We start from the raw sequence: 17,131 nt of genomic DNA, 5'->3' as shown, positions 1-17,131 counted from the left end.
CTGCCCGGCGTGAACGAGTGGCTCAGGATGCCGTGCCCTTCCTGAGCCAATCCAGCACGCCCAGCCCCGCACGGTAGCCTGTCGCAAAGCATGCCGTGAGCAGGTAGCCGCCGGTCGGCGCTTCCCAATCGAGCATTTCCCCTGCAACGAAGACCCCTGGAACGGACCTCAGCATCAGGTTCTCGTCCAGACCGCTGAACACCACGCCGCCGGCACTGCTGATGGCTTCATCCAGCGGACGAGGCTTGACCAGGGTGATGGGCAGGGCCTTGATTGCCTGGGCGAGCCGTGCTGGGTCGGCGAAGGCGTCGGCGGGGGTGAGTTCGCGCAGCAGTGCGGCCTTGACCCCATCCAGGCCCAACTGGCTGTGCAGATGCTTGGCCATCGAGCGTGAGCCGCGTGGCTTGCCGAGGGCCTGGAGGACTTTGTCCACAGGCCGGCCGGGCAGCAGGTCCAGATGGAGTGTGGCGCTGCCGTGTTGGTTGATGGCCTCGCGAATCGACGCCGACAAGGCATAGACCAGGCTGCCCTCGATGCCGGTGGCGGTGATCACACATTCGCCGAGGCGCGGCACCTCGTCGTCCAGGCCCAGGGCGACGTTCTTCAGCGGCGCACCGGCGAACTTGCTGACCAGCAGTTCGCTCCAGGCCTGGACGTCGAAGCCGCAGTTGCTCGGTTGCAGCGGCGCCAGGGTGACGCCCCGTTGTTCCAGGGGCAGCATCCACGCGCCGTCGGAGCCCAGGCGCGACCAACTGCCGCCACCCAGCGCCAGCAGCGTCGCGGCGGGGCGCACGGCGTGTTCGCCTGCCGGCGAGGCGATCTTCAGGCTGCCGTCGGCGTTCCAGCCGAGCCAGCGATGGCGCGTGTGGATCGCCACGCCGCCGTCGCGCAGGCGCTTGAGCCAGGCCCGCAGCAGCGGGGCGGCTTTCATGTCGGTGGGAAAGACCCGGCCGGAACTGCCAACAAAGGTGTCGATGCCCAGCTCATGGATCCAGCGGCACAACTCATCGGCACCGAAGCTGCGCAGCAACGGTGCGAGGTTCGCCGCGCGCTCGCCGTAGCGGGCCAGGAACGCCGGAAAGGCTTCGGAGTGGGTGATGTTCATGCCGCCGACACCGGCCAGCAGGAATTTGCGACCCACGGAGGGCATGGCGTCGTACACATCGACCTGGATCCCGGCCTGGCTCAATACCTCGGCGGCCATCAGGCCGGCGGGGCCGCCGCCGATGATGGTGACGTTTGGAGGGGGGGATGGGCCGGTCGAGGTCATGATGGGCGCTGACAAAGAAGTGAGTAGGCGCGGCATTCTATCAGCACGCAAATCCTGTGGGAGCGGGAGATGCCGGTGCAGGTGCTCAAAAAACAGTCAGGGCTCTGCAGGCCATGTCCGGCATGGCCTGCAAGTCGTTTCGCTCAGGTTATCCACAGGCCGCTCCACAGGCATTGTGGGTAACGCGCCCTGGTTTCAATGACAACCTGATGACGTCCAGACCTTTTGTGCGCTGTGGTGCAGGATCCCGTGGCGGCGGGCCAGGGCCTGGCGATCCTTGCTGTAGCCGCCGCCGATCACGCCGACCACCGGAATGTCGCGCCCCAGGCAATGGCGCATGACCCGTTCGTCGCGGGCGGCGAGGCCTTCGTCTGTCAGCTTCAGGTAACCGAGGGCGTCGTCCTTGTGCACATCGACGCCGGCGTCGTACAGCACCAGGTCCGGCTGGTACAGGGGCAACAGGTAGTTGAGGGCGTCGTCCACCACCTCCAGGTAGGCGGCGTCGCCCATGCCCATGGGCAGTGGAATGTCCCAGTCGCTTTGTGCCTTGCGTGCCGGAAAATTCTTTTCGCAGTGCAGGGAAACTGTCACTGCGTCGGGAGTGTCATGAAGTATTCGCGCGGTGCCGTCGCCCTGGTGCACGTCGCAGTCGAAGATCAGCACCCGCGAGACCCGGCCGCTGGCCAGGAAATAGCGGCTGATCACGGCCAGGTCGTTGAAAATGCAGAAGCCGGCCGGGTGGTCGTAGTGGGCATGGTGGGTGCCGCCGGCCAGGTGACAGGCCAGGCCGTGCTCAAGGGCCTGTTCGGCGGCCAGCAGCGAGCCGCCCACGGCGCGAACCGTTCGGCGGGCCAGGGCGTCACTCCAGGGCAGGCCAAGGCGCCGTTGGTCCTCGCGGGACAACTCGCCCCCCATGTAGCGTTCGATATAGGCACGGTCATGGGCCAGGGCGAGGATGTCCGGCGGACACAGTGAAGGGCGCAGCAGGTCGGCGTCGCGGGTCAGCCCGCTGTCGACGAGGTGATCGCGCAACAGGCGAAACTTGTCCATGGGGAAACGGTGTTCCGCCGGGAATTCGGGGCTGTAGTCTTCGTGGTAGATCAGCGGCAACGGCATGGTGTTTTTCAAAGGTGATTTAAGTGACGGATCCTACCAGCGATGTAGACTCAGGGCATGGAGAGGGAGTGAAGATGGAGCCGATACTCGAATTGGAAAGCGCGCGGCTGGTCTTGCGCCAGTGGCGTGACGACGACTTGCCGGAATTTGCCGCCATGTGCGCGGACCCGCAGGTGATGCGTTATTTCCCTGCGCCGCTGAGCCGCCTGGAAAGCGCCGCGCTGATCGGGCGCGTGCGCGGGCATTTTGCCGAGCACGGTTTCGGTTTGTGGGCGTTGGAGCGCAAGGACACCGGCGCCTTCGTCGGCTTCACCGGCCTTGGCGTGGTCGGCTTCGACGCACCGTTCACCCCGGCGATCGAGATCGGCTGGCGCCTGGCCCGCGAGCACTGGGGCCTGGGGTATGCCAGCGAAGCCGCGTGGACCGCGCTGCGGTGTGCCTTCGATGCCTTGGGGCTGGAGGAAGTGGTGGCGTTCACCGCCGTCGACAACCTGCCGTCGCAGAAGGTCATGCAGGCCATCGGCATGCAGCATGACCCGGCGGACGACTTCGAACACCCAACACTCGCAGTCGGCCATCCGTTGCGTCACCATGTGCTCTATCGCATCAATCGTGAGCAGTGGTTGCAGACCCTTCACGGTTAGCCAACACGGACGTTTACAATGCCCGCCCAATGGCCCGGGCCAACAATCGATCCACCGCCGCAGCACAGACTGCGCGGTATTGCGCTGTGTGAGGAAAGTCTGAATGAGCCACGTGTTGGAAGATCTGGTCGACCTGCTGACCCTGGAACCGATCGAAGAAAACCTGTTTCGCGGTCGCAGCCAGGACCTGGGGTTTCGCCAGTTGTTCGGCGGCCAGGTGCTGGGCCAATCATTGTCGGCGGCCAGCCAGACCGTGGAAGAGGCCCGTCACGTCCATTCGATGCACGGCTATTTCCTGCGCCCCGGTGATGCGGCTTTGCCGGTGGTCTACCAGGTGGACCGGGTGCGTGACGGCGGCAGCTTCAGCACCCGTCGGGTCACGGCGATCCAGAAGGGCCATCCGATCTTCACCTGCAGCGCCTCGTTCCAGTACGACGAGCTGGGCTTCGAGCACCAGAGCAGCATGCCGCAGGTGGTCGGGCCGGAAAACCTGCCGTCCGAGTTGGAACTGACCCAGCAGCGCGCGCACCTGTTGCCTGAGCACATGCGCGAAAAGCTGTTGTGCCCCAAGCCGATCGAAGTGCGCCCGGTCACGGAAAAGGATCCTTACAACCCGCAGCCGGCCGACCCGATCAAGTACGTGTGGTTTCGCGCCGATGGCGCCCTGGCGGATTCGCCAGCCTTGCATAAGTACCTGCTGGCCTATGCCTCGGACTTCGGCCTCTTGACCACCTCGATGCTGCCCCATGGCAAGTCGGTCTGGCAGAAGGACATGCAGGTCGCCAGCCTCGACCATGCCTTGTGGTTCCACGCCGACCTGCGGGCCGACGATTGGTTGCTCTACGCCATGGACAGCCCGTGGGCCGGCAACTCCCGCGGGTTTTCCCGGGGCAGCGTGTTCAACCGCGCCGGGCAACTGGTGGCGTCGGTCACCCAGGAAGGGCTGATTCGCCATCGCAAGGACTGGGCATGAGCCTGGCCGATGTCCGTCACTGGGTCTTCGACATGGACGGCACGCTGACCATCGCCGTGCATGATTTCGCGGCGATCCGGGTGGCCCTGGCGATCCCGCCCGAAGACGACATCCTCACCCACCTGGCGGCCCTGCCGGCCGATGAGGCCGCGGCCAAGCACGCCTGGCTGCTGGAGCACGAGCGCGACCTGGCGCTGGGCTCCAGGCCGGCGCCGGGGGCGGTCGAGCTGGTGCGCGAGTTGGCAGGACGCGGTGACCGCCTGGGAATCCTGACCCGCAACGCCCGCGAGCTGGCCCACGTCACTTTGGAGGCCATCGGCTTGGCCGACTGTTTCGACGTGGCCGATGTACTGGGCCGCGACGAGGCGCCGCCCAAGCCGCATCCCGGTGGCCTGTTGAAGCTGGCGCAGGCCTGGGACGTGGCCCCCGAGGCAATGGTGATGGTCGGTGATTACCGCTTCGACCTGGACTGTGGTCGTGCGGCAGGGGCGCGGACGGTGCTGGTGAACCTACCGGACAACCCGTGGCCGGAACTGACCGACTGGCATGCGCGCGATTGTGACGAGCTGCGGCGGATGCTGTTGGCTTGAAGTGTTGAATCGAGTGTTCGCGATGAGGCCAAGTCAGGCAGGACGAGGCTTACTGCCCGAACAAGGCCTTCAGCCCCTCGGGCGAATTGAACATCCCACTGCCATCGTGCCCGATCCCGGGCACTTCGATCAGCCGTTGGGGCATCTCCCCTGGGTGCCTTCTGGTCAGGTAGTCGAAAAAGAAATGACCGCGCAATAACCGATACGGTCCCTGGGTTTGCGCTTCGCAGCTTTTGTCCAGGGCTGGATGCTCCGGGTCGACATCCTGTTGGCCGAGCAGGTAGACGATGTCGCGCTTGATGTAGTTGTCTTCCAGTTGGGCCGGTGTTTGCCCGGCGGCGTAGGCCGGCAAGTTTTTCAGCCCGTACTTCCAGTGATTGAAACCCGGACAACTGGCGGCATCGAAGGCCATCGGCCGTTGTTCATCGAAATAGGCGTAGGACGACGGGTTGGCGACGACGAAGCGCGGGTTGATCCTGAAGGGGCCGTGGGCGAGCAGGGCGTAGCGCTGCACGACCTGGGCACCACCGGAATGGCCGGCGATGACGATCTGTTGCACTTCGGGGAACTGCTGCCGGTCACTGACCCGCGCGACGATGTCGTCCAGAACCTGGAACGAGCTGACCGGATGCGGCCCCGTGGACAGGCCTCCGGCCATCCAGTCGTTGCCCTGCCAGCGGAGCAGGTCATTGGGCAACAGGTGGCGAGCAACGTCCTGCTCGTTGAGAAACTGCGGGGCGATGATCAGGGTGGTGCCCAGTTGCCCGGCCTGCCCGGCCGCTTTCTCGGCGCTGTGCAGGTAGGTGTCGGCATTGCGCAGCCGACCGTGGAGGATGATCAGCACGCGCTGGATGGACGCCGGGGCCGGGCTGACGTCCACGGCCATGGCGCCACCCTTGAGTTGCAGGCGCCCTTGCGCGACCACGTTGACGCCGTGCTCATTGGCCTGGGCCAAGGTGCTGCCCAGCACCAGCGCGAACCATGCGGCCCACTTCATCATCTACAAGCTTTTCGCCGCAAAAGTGTCGCACTGGCTGACCTGGCCCTGGGCGAACCCGGTCTTGAACCAGCGTACCCGCTGCGCCGAGGTGCCGTGGGTGAAGGAGTCGGGTACCACGCGGCCCTGGCCCTGCTGTTGCAAGCGGTCATCGCCGATGGCATTGGCGGCGTTCAGGGCTTCTTCGATGTCGCCCGGTTCCAGCCAGTTCAGGCGTTTCTGGGCATGGTTGGCCCAGACGCCGGCCAGGCAGTCGGCCTGCAACTCCTGGCGCACCAACAGGCCGCCGTCACCTTCCATCTGCCGGCCTTGCTGGCGGGCCTCCTGGATTTTCGCCGACACGCCCAGCAGCGTCTGCACGTGGTGCCCGACCTCGTGGGCAATGACGTAGGCCTGTGCGAAGTCCCCGGCCGCGGAGAAACGTTGGGCCATTTCCTTGAAGAAACTCATGTCGAGGTAGACCTGCCGGTCTGCCGGGCAATAGAACGGCCCGGTGGCCGATGACGCGAGGCCGCAGGCCGAGTTGACCCGACCGCTGAACAGCACCAGCTTCGGTTGCTGGTACTGGCGCCCAGCCTGCTGGAACACCTGGCCCCAGGTGTCTTCGGTATCGCCGAGGATCGAGCGCACGAACTCGGCCTGCTCGTCGTTGGCCGGCGGCGCCTGGCGGGTCTGCGACGAGGCGGGGGCGGACGTGTCCATCTGCCCGGCCAACTGCCCAAGGATCTGCATCGGGTCCTGGCCGGTGATCCAGCCGATGCCGACGATCAGGAGAATGGCCGTCAGGCTCAAGCCCTTGCCGCCGCCGAAGCGCAATCCGCCACCCCCGCCGCCATCGCCTCGGGCGTCCACCACGTTGTCACTGCGGCGACCTTTTTTCCATAGCATGTGGGCAGTCCTCTGATTGACCGGTGTGAACAGTGTTGCCGCTGAGTGGGATTGCCGCCAGTTCACTAACAGATTTTTGACTGTGGGAACGGATCGGCGCGCGAGTGCGCTGTATCCGTTGACCTTCTGCGTGGCGCGAAGTGCCGCTTCTCGCGCCGGCTCGCTGACACCGATATGGATTAAAATCCCATGTCGTTCCAGAATTTGCATTAAACTTCGCTTATTCTGGAATCAGCGTACTCATCTGGATCGTCCATGGCCGGCAGTCAAATCGAACGTGTCTTCAATGTGTTGGAAAATCTCGCCAGCGATCCCCGAGGCTGGCCGCTGCTAGGGCTGGCCGAGCAGTTGCAGATCCCCAAGAGCGCCACCCATCGCTTGCTCGCCGAGCTGATGCGCCTGGGCTATGTGCGCCAGAACCCTGATAACCTGCGGTATCACCTGTCCACCCGGTTGGTGGCCATGGGTTTTCGCTACCTGTCGCGAAGCGGCGCTGACATCGTGCAGCCCGTGCTGGATCGCCTGGCCCGGGAAACCGGCGAGCTGGTGCGCCTGGGCGTCATCGAAGGCGATTGCCAGACCTGGATCGCCAAATCCCAGGGCGCGCGGTCCGGGCTGCGCTACGACCCGGACATGGGCCGCGAGGCGCCGCTGTTCTATACCGCTTCGGGCCATGCCTGGCTGGCGTGCATGAGCGACGCCGAGGCGCTGTCGCGGGTGGAACGCCAGGCTGCCCAACTGCCGACAGAGGCGGGGCCCAACGCGCCGCGCAACTCGGTCGAACTGCTGGAATACCTGCGCCAGGCGCGCGAGCAAGGCTACGCCTGTGTCGAGGAAAGTTCGGCGATCGGTACGTCGGCCATTGCCGCCGTGGTGCGTCATCCGGTGGATGGGCGGGTCGTCGGTGTGCTCAGCGTGGCCGGTCCCAGCGCGCGGATGACACGGCCGCGCCTGCATGAGCTGGCACCGACCTTGCTGGCGTTTGCCGAAGAGCTGTCCCAGGCCAGCCAGGCTTCGGAGTTGTTCAACTGAACCGGTCGTCGCAGCGATTGAATGGGCGTGGGCGCGGTCTTATCCGTCACACGCCAGCCCTGGCCTCTTACTTCATGCATCGCGGGATTCCTACATGACCGTCAGCACTCCGCTTTCCGGCGTCAATCAGGCCTTCAAGGGCATCCTGCTGATTCTTTGCGCAACATTCCTGTTCTCCAGCCATGACGCCTTGTCGAAATACCTTTCGGGGTTCTACCCGATCATCATGGTGGTGTGGGCGCGCTACGTGGTGCACACCCTGTTGATGGCGGGCATCTTCCTGCCCCGTTCGGGATTGCCGGTGCTACGCACCAAGCGTCCCTTGTGGCAAGTGGCCCGGGCGTTGTGCCTGCTGGGCACCAGCTTGTTCTTCACCACGGCGTTGTTGTACATCCCGTTGGCGGAGGCGACGGCGGTCAACTTCCTGGCCCCCGTGCTAGTCACGGCGTTGTCGGTGCCGTTGCTGGGTGAGCGGGTGACGCGTGGCCAGTGGATCGCGGTGATCTTCGGTTTCATCGGGGTGTTGATCATCGTCCATCCCGGCGGGGATCTGTTTACGCCGGCGGTGTTGCTGCCGTTTTGTTCGGCGCTGTTCTTCTGTTTCTACCAACTGCTGACCCGCAAGCTCAGCGAGATCGACAGCCCGACCACCAGCAACTTCTTCGCCGGCCTGTGCAATACGTTGGTGATGAGTGCGTTGGTGCCATTCTTCTGGCAAGTGCCGAGCCTGGTGCATGGCTTGATGATGCTGGCGCTGGGGGCCTGCGGGATGACGGCACACCTGATGCTGACCCAGGCGTTCCGCTTTGCCGCCCCGGCGCTGCTCGCGCCGTTCGGGTACTGTCAGATCGTGTTCGCCGGCCTGCTGGGGTGGTTGTTGTTCAACCATACGCCGACGTTGACCACGGTGTTCGGTATCGTGCTGATCTGCCTGAGTGGCCTGGCGGCGGCGTGGCAGCAGCGACGCAAGTGACTGGCTGCCGCAACCCCTGTGGTGAGGGAAGAAGGTCTCTCGCCACAGGGGCTGCGGTCGTATCAGCTCTCCAGATTTGGAATCTTGCGCGGCGCCATGAAGTACAGCCAGGTCAGGGCGATGAAGTACATCGCCGGGATCAAGGTGAACAACACGGTGTAGTTGTTGTTTGTGACGGTCAGGATGTGGCCCACCAACTGGGTCATGAACATCCCGCCGATGGCCGCGCACATGCCGCCGAAGCCGAACACCGTGCTCATCATGTATTTGGGCGTGTAGTCCATGACCAGGCTCCAGATGTTGGCGGTCCAGGCCTGGTGCGCGCCGATGGCCAGGGAAATGGCGAACACCGCCATCCATAGGTTGCTTGCGCCGGCGGCCATGATCACACCGATGATGCAGCAGGCGAACAGCAACATGGAAAGCAGGCGCGCCTTGATCGGGTTGAGGCCGCGGCCAATCAGGAACGAAGACAGGATACCGCCGCCCACGCTGCCGAAGTCGGCGGTCAGGTAGATGATGATCAGCGGGATGCCCATCTGGGTGACGTTGATGCCCAGGTTGTATTGCTGGTTCAGGAACGGCGGCAGCCAGTAGAGGTAGAACCAGAACACCGGCGCGGTGATCGAGTAGGCGAGGGCGAACGCCCAGGTGCCGCGCATGCGCAGGATACGGGAGAAGGGCACGCGGGCCTGCTCCGGTTCGTCCTGGGCCTGGATGTAGGCCAGTTCCGACGCCTTGACGTTGGGATGGTCTTCCGGGTTGAAGTATTTCAGGCCCCAGAACAGCAACCAGACCCCGCCCAGCGCGGCCATGCACAGGAACGCCGCCTGCCAGCCCCACACGTGCAGGATCAATGGCAGCAGCATCGGCGTGAACATTGCGCCGACGTTGGTCCCGGCGTTGAAGATACCGGTGGCCACCGCCCGTTCGCCGGCCGGAAACCACAGCCGCGTGGTTTTCACGCAGGCCGGGTAGTTGGCCGCTTCGGTCAGGCCCAGGATGAAGCGGCAGACCATGAAGCCGACCGCCGAAGTGGCCAGGCCATGGGCACCGGTCGCCAGGCTCCAGAGCAGCACGGCGCAGAAGAACACGCGCTTGACGCCGATCCGGTCGATCAGCCGGCCCTGCAGGACAAAGCCCACGGCATAACCGACCTGGAACCAGAAGTTGATGTTGGCGTAGTCCATCGCCGTCCAGCTCATTTCCTTGGCCAGGATGGGCTGCATCACGCCGAGAGCGGCGCGGTCGATGTAGTTCAGGGTGGTGGCGAAAAACACCAGCGCGAGCATGCCCCAACGGGTCTTGCCCACGGCCAGGGCGCCGCGGATTTTGTCGCCGATGCCACCGGTCGTGACGCCCATGCCTGGGCTCAGGGGAGAACTTTGGGAAGGATTCATAGCGTGTACCCGTTTTTGAAATTCTTATGGGGTGATCGGGGTATTCCACGACGCCGGCCAATCCGGCTGCGTCAATGTGGGGCTGATGGTGCGCAGTGGACGAAAAATCGTCAATTCGCCCCAAGGCATTTTGTTCGATAATCGCCCAAAAAACTAACTGGGTGGTACATATTAAATTGCTGAAAGCCATCAGCGCCTCAATAATCGGTCCATTCCTTCAAAAGCGCTGCCAACAGCGCCGCAACTCTGTAGCCGATGCCTCCCGGGAGCCGAAGTCATGCAGCGTTCCATTGCCACCGTTTCCTTGAGCGGTACCCTGCCGGAAAAACTCGAAGCCATTGCCGCCGCCGGTTTCGATGGTGTGGAAATCTTCGAGAACGATCTTCTCTATTACGATGGCAGCCCGCGGGAAATCAGGCAGATGTGCGCCGACCTGGGCATCGCCATCACCTTGTTCCAGCCGTTTCGTGACTTCGAAGGCTGCCGTCGTGATCGCCTGGCGCGTAACCTGGATCGGGCCGAGCGCAAATTCGACCTGATGCAGGAGCTGGGCACCGACCTGGTGCTGGTGTGCAGCAATGCCTCGGCCGATAGCCTGGGCGATGAGCAATTGTTGGTCGATGACCTGCGGCTGCTGGCCGAACGGGCTGGCGCGCGCGGCCTGCGCATCGGCTATGAAGCGTTGGCCTGGGGCCGGCACGTCAATACTTATCAACAGGTCTGGAACATCGTGCGCCAGGCCGATCATCCAAGCCTTGGCGTGCTGCTCGACAGCTTCCACACCTTGTCCCTCAAGGGCGATCCGAGGGCGATTGCCGAGATCCCCGGCGAGAAGATTTTTTTCGTGCAGATGGCCGACGCGCCGATCCTGGCAATGGATGTTTTGGAGTGGAGCCGCCATTTTCGCTGCTTCCCCGGCCAGGGCGAGTTCGACTTGCCGGGTTTCCTGGCGCCGATCATCAAGAGTGGCTACCGCGGGCCGCTGTCGCTGGAGATCTTCAACGACGGCTTCCGCGCCGCGCCACCAAGGGCCAATGCCGCCGATGGCTTGCGCTCGCTGCTGTACCTGGAAGAGAAGACCCGCCAACGCCTGGCCGAAGAGGCCATGCCGGTCAGTAACGCCGATTGCCTGTTCGCGACGCCGTCGGCCAGCGAATACAACGGTATCGAGTTCCTCGAGTTTGCCGTGGACGACAACCTCGGCGCCAAGCTCTCCCACTGGCTGGAGCGGCTGGGCTTCGTCAAGGCCGGCCAGCATCGTTCCAAGAACGTCAGCCTGCTGCGCCAAGGCGATATCAACCTGATCCTCAACAGTGAACCGTACTCCTTCGCTCACAGCTTTTTCGAAGCTCACGGGCCGTCGTTGTGCGCCACCGCGTTGCGGGTCAAGGACAGTGCCAGCGCCCTGGCGCGGGCGGTGGCCTACAAGGGCCAGCCCTACCGCGGCTTGGTCGGGCCCAATGAGCTGGAGCTGGCGGCGGTGCGCGCACCGGACGGCAGCTTGATCTACCTGGTCGACCAGGACGCCGACGTCTATGGCACCGATTTCAATTTGCAACCGGGCGCGGTCATCGGGGCCGGGCTCAAGCGCATCGACCACATGGCCATGGCGTTGCCGGCCGACAGCCTCGACAGCTGGGTGTTGTTCTACAAGAGCCTGCTGGATTTCGAGGCCGACGACGAAGTGGTGCTGCCCGACCCCTATGGCCTGGTGAAAAGCCGCGCGCTGCGCAGCCGCTGCAGTTCGATCCGGTTGCCCCTGAACATTTCCGAAAACCGCAACACGGCAATCTCACACGCGCTGTCGAGTTATCGTGGCTCTGGCGTGCACCACATCGCCTTCGATTGCGATGACATCTTCGCCCAGGTCAGCCGCGCCAAGGAGGCCGGGGTGCCGCTGCTGGACATTCCGCTCAATTACTATGACGACCTGGCCGCGCGTTTCGATTTCGACGATGAGTTCCTCAGCGAGCTGGCCTATTTCAACGTGCTGTATGACCGCGACGCCCAGGGGGGCGAGTTGTTTCATGTCTACACCGAACCGTTCGAGGGGCGGTTTTTCTTCGAGATCATCCAGCGCAAGAACGGTTACGCCGGCTACGGCGCGGCCAACGTGGCGGTGCGGCTGGCGGCCATGGCGAAATCCCGCAGCGGTGGCTTGCGGCATGCCAAGTTGTAGGGAAATCGTAAAAGTGGCGGCAAAGGGCGGCCCCGTGACTTCCTTCACTGCACGGTGCGGCCCATAATCGCAAGCCTTGCAGTGATGGCCGTGAGCCCACAATGACTATGAATCCAGAGCTTCCCGCAGACCTCGACGAGCCCCTCGTCGCGCCACGCAAGAGTCGCAAGAACAACCCGGAGAAAACCCGGGAAAACATTCTTCAGGAAGCCATCGTCGAATTCGTCCAGCAGGGCCTGGCCGGCGCCCGGGTCGATGCCATCGCCGAACGCATCCATACCTCCAAGCGCATGATCTATTACTACTTCGGCAGCAAGGAGCAGCTGTACATCGAGGTGCTGGAGAAGCTCTACGGCGATATCCGCAGCACCGAGGGCCGGCTGCACCTGGCCGAGCTGGCGCCTGTCCACGCGATACGGCGCCTGGTGGAGTTCACGTTCGACCACCATGATCGCAATGTGGATTTCGTGCGGATCGTCGCCATCGAGAACATCCATAACGCCGAGTACGTCAAGCAGTCGCGGGTGATCAAAGCGATGAACAGCACCATCCTCGACTCCCTCGACCTGATCCTGCGGCGGGGCGCTGAAGAAGGCGTGTTCCGGGCGGGCCTGGCACCGCTGGATGTGCACTTGCTGATCAGTTCGTTCTGTTTTCACCGGGTGTCGAACCGCCACACCTTCGGCGAGATTTTTCAGATCGACCTGTCGGACGAAGCGATCAAGCAGCGTCATCGCCAGATGATCTGCGAGTCGGTGCTGCGCTATTTGCAGGCCTGAACGCAACCCCTGTGGGAGCGGGCTTGCTTGCGAAAGGGCCCGCACAGTCGCCATGGAGGTTGACTGTCGGATCGCATTCGCGAGCTAGCCCGGCTCCCACGGGTCCTCAGTGATTCATGCGCTGGAAATGTTCCAGCATCCGCTGCGCATCCGGCACCACGCCGCTGAACAATTCAAAGGCCTTCACCGCCTGGAACACGGCCATGGTGCCGCCATCGAGTGTGCGGCAGCCCAAGGCGCGGGCGTTGCGCAGCAGTTCGGTTTCCAGGGGGAAGTAGACGATTTCCGCCACCCACAACGCGCCCCGCAACAGCTCGACCGGCACCGGCATGCCCGGCAACTTCGTCATGCCCATCGGGGTGGTGTTGACCAGGCCGTCGGCCTCGGCCATGGCGGCGGGCAAGTCATGCCCGGCCCGGGCGCGGCCGGCGCCGAAGTGTTGGTTCAGGTTGTGGGCCAAGGCCTCGGCGCGGCTGACTTCCACATCGAAAATACTCAGCGTCTGTACGCCTTCAGCCAATAGCGCGTGGGCAACGGCCGCACCGGCGCCGCCGGCGCCCATCTGGACCACGTGCCCGCGGGAAACATCCCCCAGGCCACGGCGAAACCCTTCGGCGAACCCCAGGCAATCGGTGTTGTGGCCGACGCGTTTGCCGTCCTTGAGCACCACGGTATTCACCGCGCCGATGCCGCGGGCTTCGGGCGACAGTTCGTCCAGCAGCGGGATGATCGCCTGCTTGCACGGAAAGGTGATGTTCAGGCCGGTAAAGCTCATGCGTTCGGCGGCGGCCAGCAGGTCGGGCAGGGCGCTGCTGTCGAGTGTCAGCGCATCGAGGTCGATCAACCGGTAGAGGTAGCGCATGCCTTGGGCGTCGCCTTCGTGCTCGTGCAGGGCAGGGGTGCGCGAGGCCTGGATGCCGGCGCCGATCAGCCCGGCGAGCACAGTGATGTTCGACATGTGGATCAACCCTTCAACCGCTGACTGAAATGCTCCAGGGCCAGGCGATAGCCGTGGCTGCCAAACCCGCACATCACACCGATGGCGATGGAGGAGACGAAGGAGTGATGGCGGAAGGTTTCCCGCGCATGGACGTTGGACAAATGGACTTCGATCACCGGGATTTCACTGGCCACCAGGGCGTCGCGGATGGCCACCGAGGTGTGGGTCCAGGCGGCCGGGTTGATGACGATACCGGCACAGCGGCCACGGGCGCCGTGAATCCAGTCGAGCAGTTCGCCTTCCTGGTTGGTCTGGCGAAACTCCACTGCCAGGCCGAACTCTTCAGCGGCGCGTGCGCACAGCGCGGAAATGTCCGCCAGGGTTTCATGGCCATAGGTGGCCGGCTCGCGAGTGCCGAGCAGGTTCAGGTTCGGGCCGTTCAGCACCAGGACGATCGGAGGCATCAATTTTCTCCACACTTTTTATTGTTGGTGTTGGCCGGGTTCCAGCCGTTGGAGGTAAATTGTACTAGATGGTTAGTTTGGTCAAACGAAGCCGCTGTCGGCGCTCAATAAGTGTTCGATGATCGAACAGCACCTTTAAGCGGCAAGCGGGGTTGTAGGAGGAACTCGTTTGTGGCGAGGGGATTTATCCTCGTTGGGCTGCGAAGCAGCCCTGAAGTCGTGCACTGCCGTCACAGCGCAACCGTGTTGGTTGATTTGCGACTGCTGCGCAGTCGAACGGGGATAAATCCCCTCGCCACAGGAATCGCCTCAACGCCGGGTCAGCAACACCCCGGATTCCATGTGATGGGTCCAGGGGAATTGGTCGAACAACGCGCAGCGCGTGATGCGGTGGGTGTCGTTCAGTTGCGCGATGTTGGCGGCGAGGGTTTCCGGGTTGCAGGAGATGTACAGGATGTTGTCGAAGCGCCGGGTCAGTTCGCAGGTGTCCGGGTCCATGCCTGCGCGCGGCGGATCGACGAAGACGCTGCCGAACGCGTAGCTTTTCAGGTCGATGCCCTGCAAGCGGCGGAACGGCCGGACTTCGTTCAACGCTTCGGTCAATTCTTCCGCCGACAAGCGCACCAGCTTCACGTTAGCCACGGCGTTTTCGTCCAGGTTGCTCAGCGCCGCGTTCACCGAAGTCTTGCTGATTTCGGTGGCCAGCACGTTGCGTACGCGGGTTGCCAGGGGCAGGGTAAAGTTGCCGTTGCCGCAGTACAGTTCCAACAAGTCGTCGTTGCGATCGCCCAAGGCGTCGTAGGCCCAATTGAGCATCTTCTGGTTCACCGTGCCGTTGGGCTGGGTGAAGGCGCCTTCGGGCTGGCGATAGCTGAAGGTGCGGCCGCCCACTTCAAGGCGCTCCACCACGTAGTCGTGGCCGATCACTTCTCGCTTGCCCTTGGAGCGGCCAATGATGCTGACGCCCAAGTCGTTGGCCAGTTGCGTGGCGGCGGCATGCCAATGCTCGTCCAGCGGACGGTGATAACACAGGGTGATCATCGCGTCGCCGGCCAGGGTGGTCAGGAACTCCACCTGGAACAGCTTGTGGCTCAGGGGCGCGCTGGCCTGCCAGGCGGCTTTGAGTTGCGGCATCAACTGGTTGATGCGCAGGCTGGCGATAGGGAACGTCTCGATGAGGATCGGCGTGCGTTTGTCTTCCTGGGAGAACATCGCGTAGTGCCGCTCGCCGGCCTCGCGCCACAGGCGGAATTCGGCCCGCAGGCGGAAGTTCTGCAGTGGCGAGTCGAACACCTCGGGTTGCGGCGCATCGAAGGGGGCCAGCAGCTCACGCAAGCGGGTGACCTTGTCCTGGAGCTGCGTGGCGTACGCCTGGGAATCGAAAGTCATGCGTTGAACCAACCCAACTTGATCACGAACAGGATGGACAGGATGACCAGCGCCGGGTTCAGCTCACGGCCACGGCCCGACACCAGCTTGATGGCGGTCCAGGCGATGAAACCGAAGGCGATGCCGTTGGCGATGGAGTAGGTGAACGGCATGGCCAGCGCGGTCACCACCACCGGGGCGGCGACGGTGATGTCGTCCCAGTCGATTTCCGCCAGGCCCGAAGTCATCAGTACGGCGACGAACAGCAAGGCCGGCGCGGTGGCGAACGCCGGGACGCTGCCTGCCAGTGGCGAGAAGAACAACGCCAGCAGGAACAGGACCGCCACCACGATGGCGGTCAGGCCGGTGCGGCCGCCGGCACTGACGCCCGCCGCCGACTCGATGTAGCTGGTGGTGGTGGAGGTGCCCAGCAGCGAACCGGCCATGGCGGCGGTGCTGTCGGCGATCAGCGCACGGCCCATCTTCGGCATGTGGCCGTCCTTGCCCATCAGCCCGGCGCGCTTGGCGACGCCGATCAGGGTGCCGGAGTTGTCGAACAGGTCGACGAACAGGAAAGCGAAGATCACGCTGACCAGGCCGATGTCCAGGGCGCCCTTGATGTCCAGTTGCAGGAAGGTCGGGGCCAGGGAGGGCGGCATCGATATCACGCCGCCGAACGGGGTGAAGCCCATCAGGATCGAGACGATGGTCACCGCGAGGATGCCGATCAGCACGGCCCCGCGCACTTTCAGTGCTTCGAGCGCGACGATCAGGACAAAACCGAGCGTGGCGAGGATTGGCGCCGGTTGCTTCAGGTCGCCGAGGCCGACCATGGTCGCCGGGTTTTTCACCACGATGCCGGCGTTGTTCAGGGCGATCAGCGCCAGGAACAGGCCGATGCCGGCGGCGATGGCCGAGCGCAATGGCAGCGGGATGCTGTTGATGATCCACTCGCGGATGCGAAAGATCGACAGCAGGAAGAACAGCACCGCAGAGACGAACACCGCGCCCAGCGCCACTTGCCAGGTATGGCCCATGTGCAGGACCACGGTGTAGGTGAAGAAGGCGTTCAAGCCCATGCCCGGGGCCAGGGCGATCGGGTAGTTGGCGATCAGCCCCATGACCGTGGAGCCGATGGCTGCCGCCAGGCACGTGGCGACGAATACGGCGCCCTTGTCCATGCCGGTTTCGCCGAGGATGCTCGGGTTGACGAACAGGATGTAGGCCATGGCCAGGAAGGTCGTGACGCCCGCCAGGATCTCGGTCCGCACGTTGGTGTTGTGTGCCTTGAGTTGAAACAGCCTTTCCAGCATGTCTGCTCCCCGTGGCGCGCAGGGCGCCGTGAATGTATCGACCTCAACAGCAAAGCACAGACCGCCAGGGGCGCCTGAATTTTCTGCGGGTCGGAAAAAGCCGCGCATCATACCAGCAGCGTGGCCATGTGGCTGCGATCGTCGTCGATGTTTTACCGAAGCAAAAAGAGCGCCATACTGCGCGCGGTTCAGAAGCTCGATAGGT

General features: G+C 63.8%; 16 protein-coding genes. 7 read left to right on the top strand and 9 right to left on the bottom strand.

The window, feature by feature from the left end:
- Positions 1 to 22: 22 nt before the first annotated feature.
- Together V5F23_RS24210 and V5F23_RS24205 are read right to left on the bottom strand one after the other, a co-directional pair.
- A complete protein-coding gene (locus V5F23_RS24210; RefSeq protein ID WP_152622897.1) occupies positions 23 to 1,270 on the bottom strand; it encodes a TIGR03862 family flavoprotein in 1,248 nt (415 codons plus the stop codon).
- Positions 1,271 to 1,465: 195 nt separating this feature from the next.
- Positions 1,466 to 2,386: a histone deacetylase gene (locus V5F23_RS24205; protein ID WP_042728440.1), complete on the bottom strand. Its 921-nt coding sequence runs from the start codon at positions 2,384 to 2,386 to the stop codon at positions 1,466 to 1,468.
- 74 nt (positions 2,387 to 2,460) lie between these two features.
- On the opposite strand from V5F23_RS24205, the gene V5F23_RS24200 reads away from it, so the two are divergent.
- The 3 genes from V5F23_RS24200 (at position 2,461) to V5F23_RS24190 (ending at position 4,593) form a co-directional block, all read left to right on the top strand.
- Complete coding sequence (locus tag V5F23_RS24200; protein ID WP_042728439.1) at positions 2,461 to 3,030, top strand: GNAT family N-acetyltransferase; 570 nt, start codon at positions 2,461 to 2,463, stop codon at positions 3,028 to 3,030.
- Positions 3,031 to 3,133: 103 nt separating this feature from the next.
- Positions 3,134 to 4,003, top strand: coding sequence for an acyl-CoA thioesterase II (gene tesB / locus V5F23_RS24195; protein ID WP_042728438.1), 870 nt, complete (start codon positions 3,134 to 3,136; stop codon positions 4,001 to 4,003).
- Positions 4,000 to 4,593 carry an HAD family hydrolase gene (locus V5F23_RS24190; RefSeq protein ID WP_212803051.1) on the top strand — a complete coding sequence of 198 codons (594 nt, stop codon included), beginning with the start codon at positions 4,000 to 4,002 and terminating at the stop codon, positions 4,591 to 4,593. The genes tesB and V5F23_RS24190 overlap by 4 nt, the downstream gene beginning before the upstream one ends.
- A 49-nt stretch (positions 4,594 to 4,642) precedes the next feature.
- On the opposite strand, the gene V5F23_RS24185 is transcribed toward V5F23_RS24190, so the two are convergent.
- The gene (locus V5F23_RS24185; protein WP_042728436.1) at positions 4,643 to 5,593 is read right to left on the bottom strand and encodes a hypothetical protein; all 951 of its coding nucleotides are present in this window, start codon (positions 5,591 to 5,593) and stop codon (positions 4,643 to 4,645) included.
- The gene (locus tag V5F23_RS24180; protein ID WP_042728435.1) at positions 5,594 to 6,478 is read right to left on the bottom strand and encodes a neutral zinc metallopeptidase; all 885 of its coding nucleotides are present in this window, start codon (positions 6,476 to 6,478) and stop codon (positions 5,594 to 5,596) included.
- Between the two features lie 255 nt (positions 6,479 to 6,733).
- Here V5F23_RS24180 and V5F23_RS24175 point away from each other — a divergent pair, with 255 nt between their 5' ends.
- Together V5F23_RS24175 and V5F23_RS24170 are read left to right on the top strand one after the other, a co-directional pair.
- Positions 6,734 to 7,510, top strand: coding sequence for an IclR family transcriptional regulator (locus V5F23_RS24175; RefSeq protein WP_042728434.1), 777 nt, complete (start codon positions 6,734 to 6,736; stop codon positions 7,508 to 7,510).
- A 94-nt stretch (positions 7,511 to 7,604) separates the two neighbouring features.
- A complete protein-coding gene (locus V5F23_RS24170; protein ID WP_042728433.1) occupies positions 7,605 to 8,483 on the top strand; it encodes a DMT family transporter in 879 nt (292 codons plus the stop codon).
- Between the two features lie 62 nt (positions 8,484 to 8,545).
- Here the strand turns inward: V5F23_RS24170 and V5F23_RS24165 are convergent, their stop codons facing one another.
- Positions 8,546 to 9,847 carry an MFS transporter gene (locus tag V5F23_RS24165; RefSeq protein WP_234408003.1) on the bottom strand — a complete coding sequence of 434 codons (1,302 nt, stop codon included), beginning with the start codon at positions 9,845 to 9,847 and terminating at the stop codon, positions 8,546 to 8,548.
- Positions 9,848 to 10,160: 313 nt separating this feature from the next.
- Here V5F23_RS24165 and quiC point away from each other — a divergent pair, with 313 nt between their 5' ends.
- Together quiC and V5F23_RS24155 are read left to right on the top strand one after the other, a co-directional pair.
- Positions 10,161 to 12,062, top strand: a complete 1,902-nt coding sequence (gene quiC, locus V5F23_RS24160; protein WP_042728431.1) for a 3-dehydroshikimate dehydratase QuiC — start codon at positions 10,161 to 10,163, stop codon at positions 12,060 to 12,062.
- A gap of 101 nt (positions 12,063 to 12,163) precedes the next feature.
- A complete protein-coding gene (locus V5F23_RS24155) occupies positions 12,164 to 12,841 on the top strand; it encodes a TetR/AcrR family transcriptional regulator (RefSeq protein ID WP_047736309.1) in 678 nt (225 codons plus the stop codon).
- A gap of 106 nt (positions 12,842 to 12,947) precedes the next feature.
- Here the strand turns inward: V5F23_RS24155 and V5F23_RS24150 are convergent, their stop codons facing one another.
- The 4 genes from V5F23_RS24150 to V5F23_RS24135 form a co-directional block, all read right to left on the bottom strand.
- Positions 12,948 to 13,799: a shikimate dehydrogenase gene (locus tag V5F23_RS24150; protein ID WP_042732074.1), complete on the bottom strand. Its 852-nt coding sequence runs from the start codon at positions 13,797 to 13,799 to the stop codon at positions 12,948 to 12,950.
- A 5-nt stretch (positions 13,800 to 13,804) separates the two neighbouring features.
- Positions 13,805 to 14,245, bottom strand: a complete 441-nt coding sequence (aroQ, locus tag V5F23_RS24145; RefSeq protein WP_047736308.1) for a type II 3-dehydroquinate dehydratase — start codon at positions 14,243 to 14,245, stop codon at positions 13,805 to 13,807.
- Positions 14,246 to 14,554: 309 nt separating this feature from the next.
- Entirely contained in the window at positions 14,555 to 15,634 is a 1,080-nt protein-coding gene (trmA, locus tag V5F23_RS24140) for a tRNA (uridine(54)-C5)-methyltransferase TrmA (protein ID WP_047736307.1), read from the bottom strand.
- Positions 15,631 to 16,926: an NCS2 family permease gene (locus tag V5F23_RS24135; RefSeq protein ID WP_042732077.1), complete on the bottom strand. Its 1,296-nt coding sequence runs from the start codon at positions 16,924 to 16,926 to the stop codon at positions 15,631 to 15,633. The genes trmA and V5F23_RS24135 overlap by 4 nt, the downstream gene beginning before the upstream one ends.
- Positions 16,927 to 17,131 lie beyond the last annotated feature (205 nt).

It is taken from the genome of Pseudomonas sp. WP18 (assembly GCF_036689585.1).
GTDB lineage: Bacteria > Pseudomonadota > Gammaproteobacteria > Pseudomonadales > Pseudomonadaceae > Aquipseudomonas > Aquipseudomonas chlororaphis_E.
This window is presented reverse-complemented; position numbering and strand designations above follow the sequence as displayed.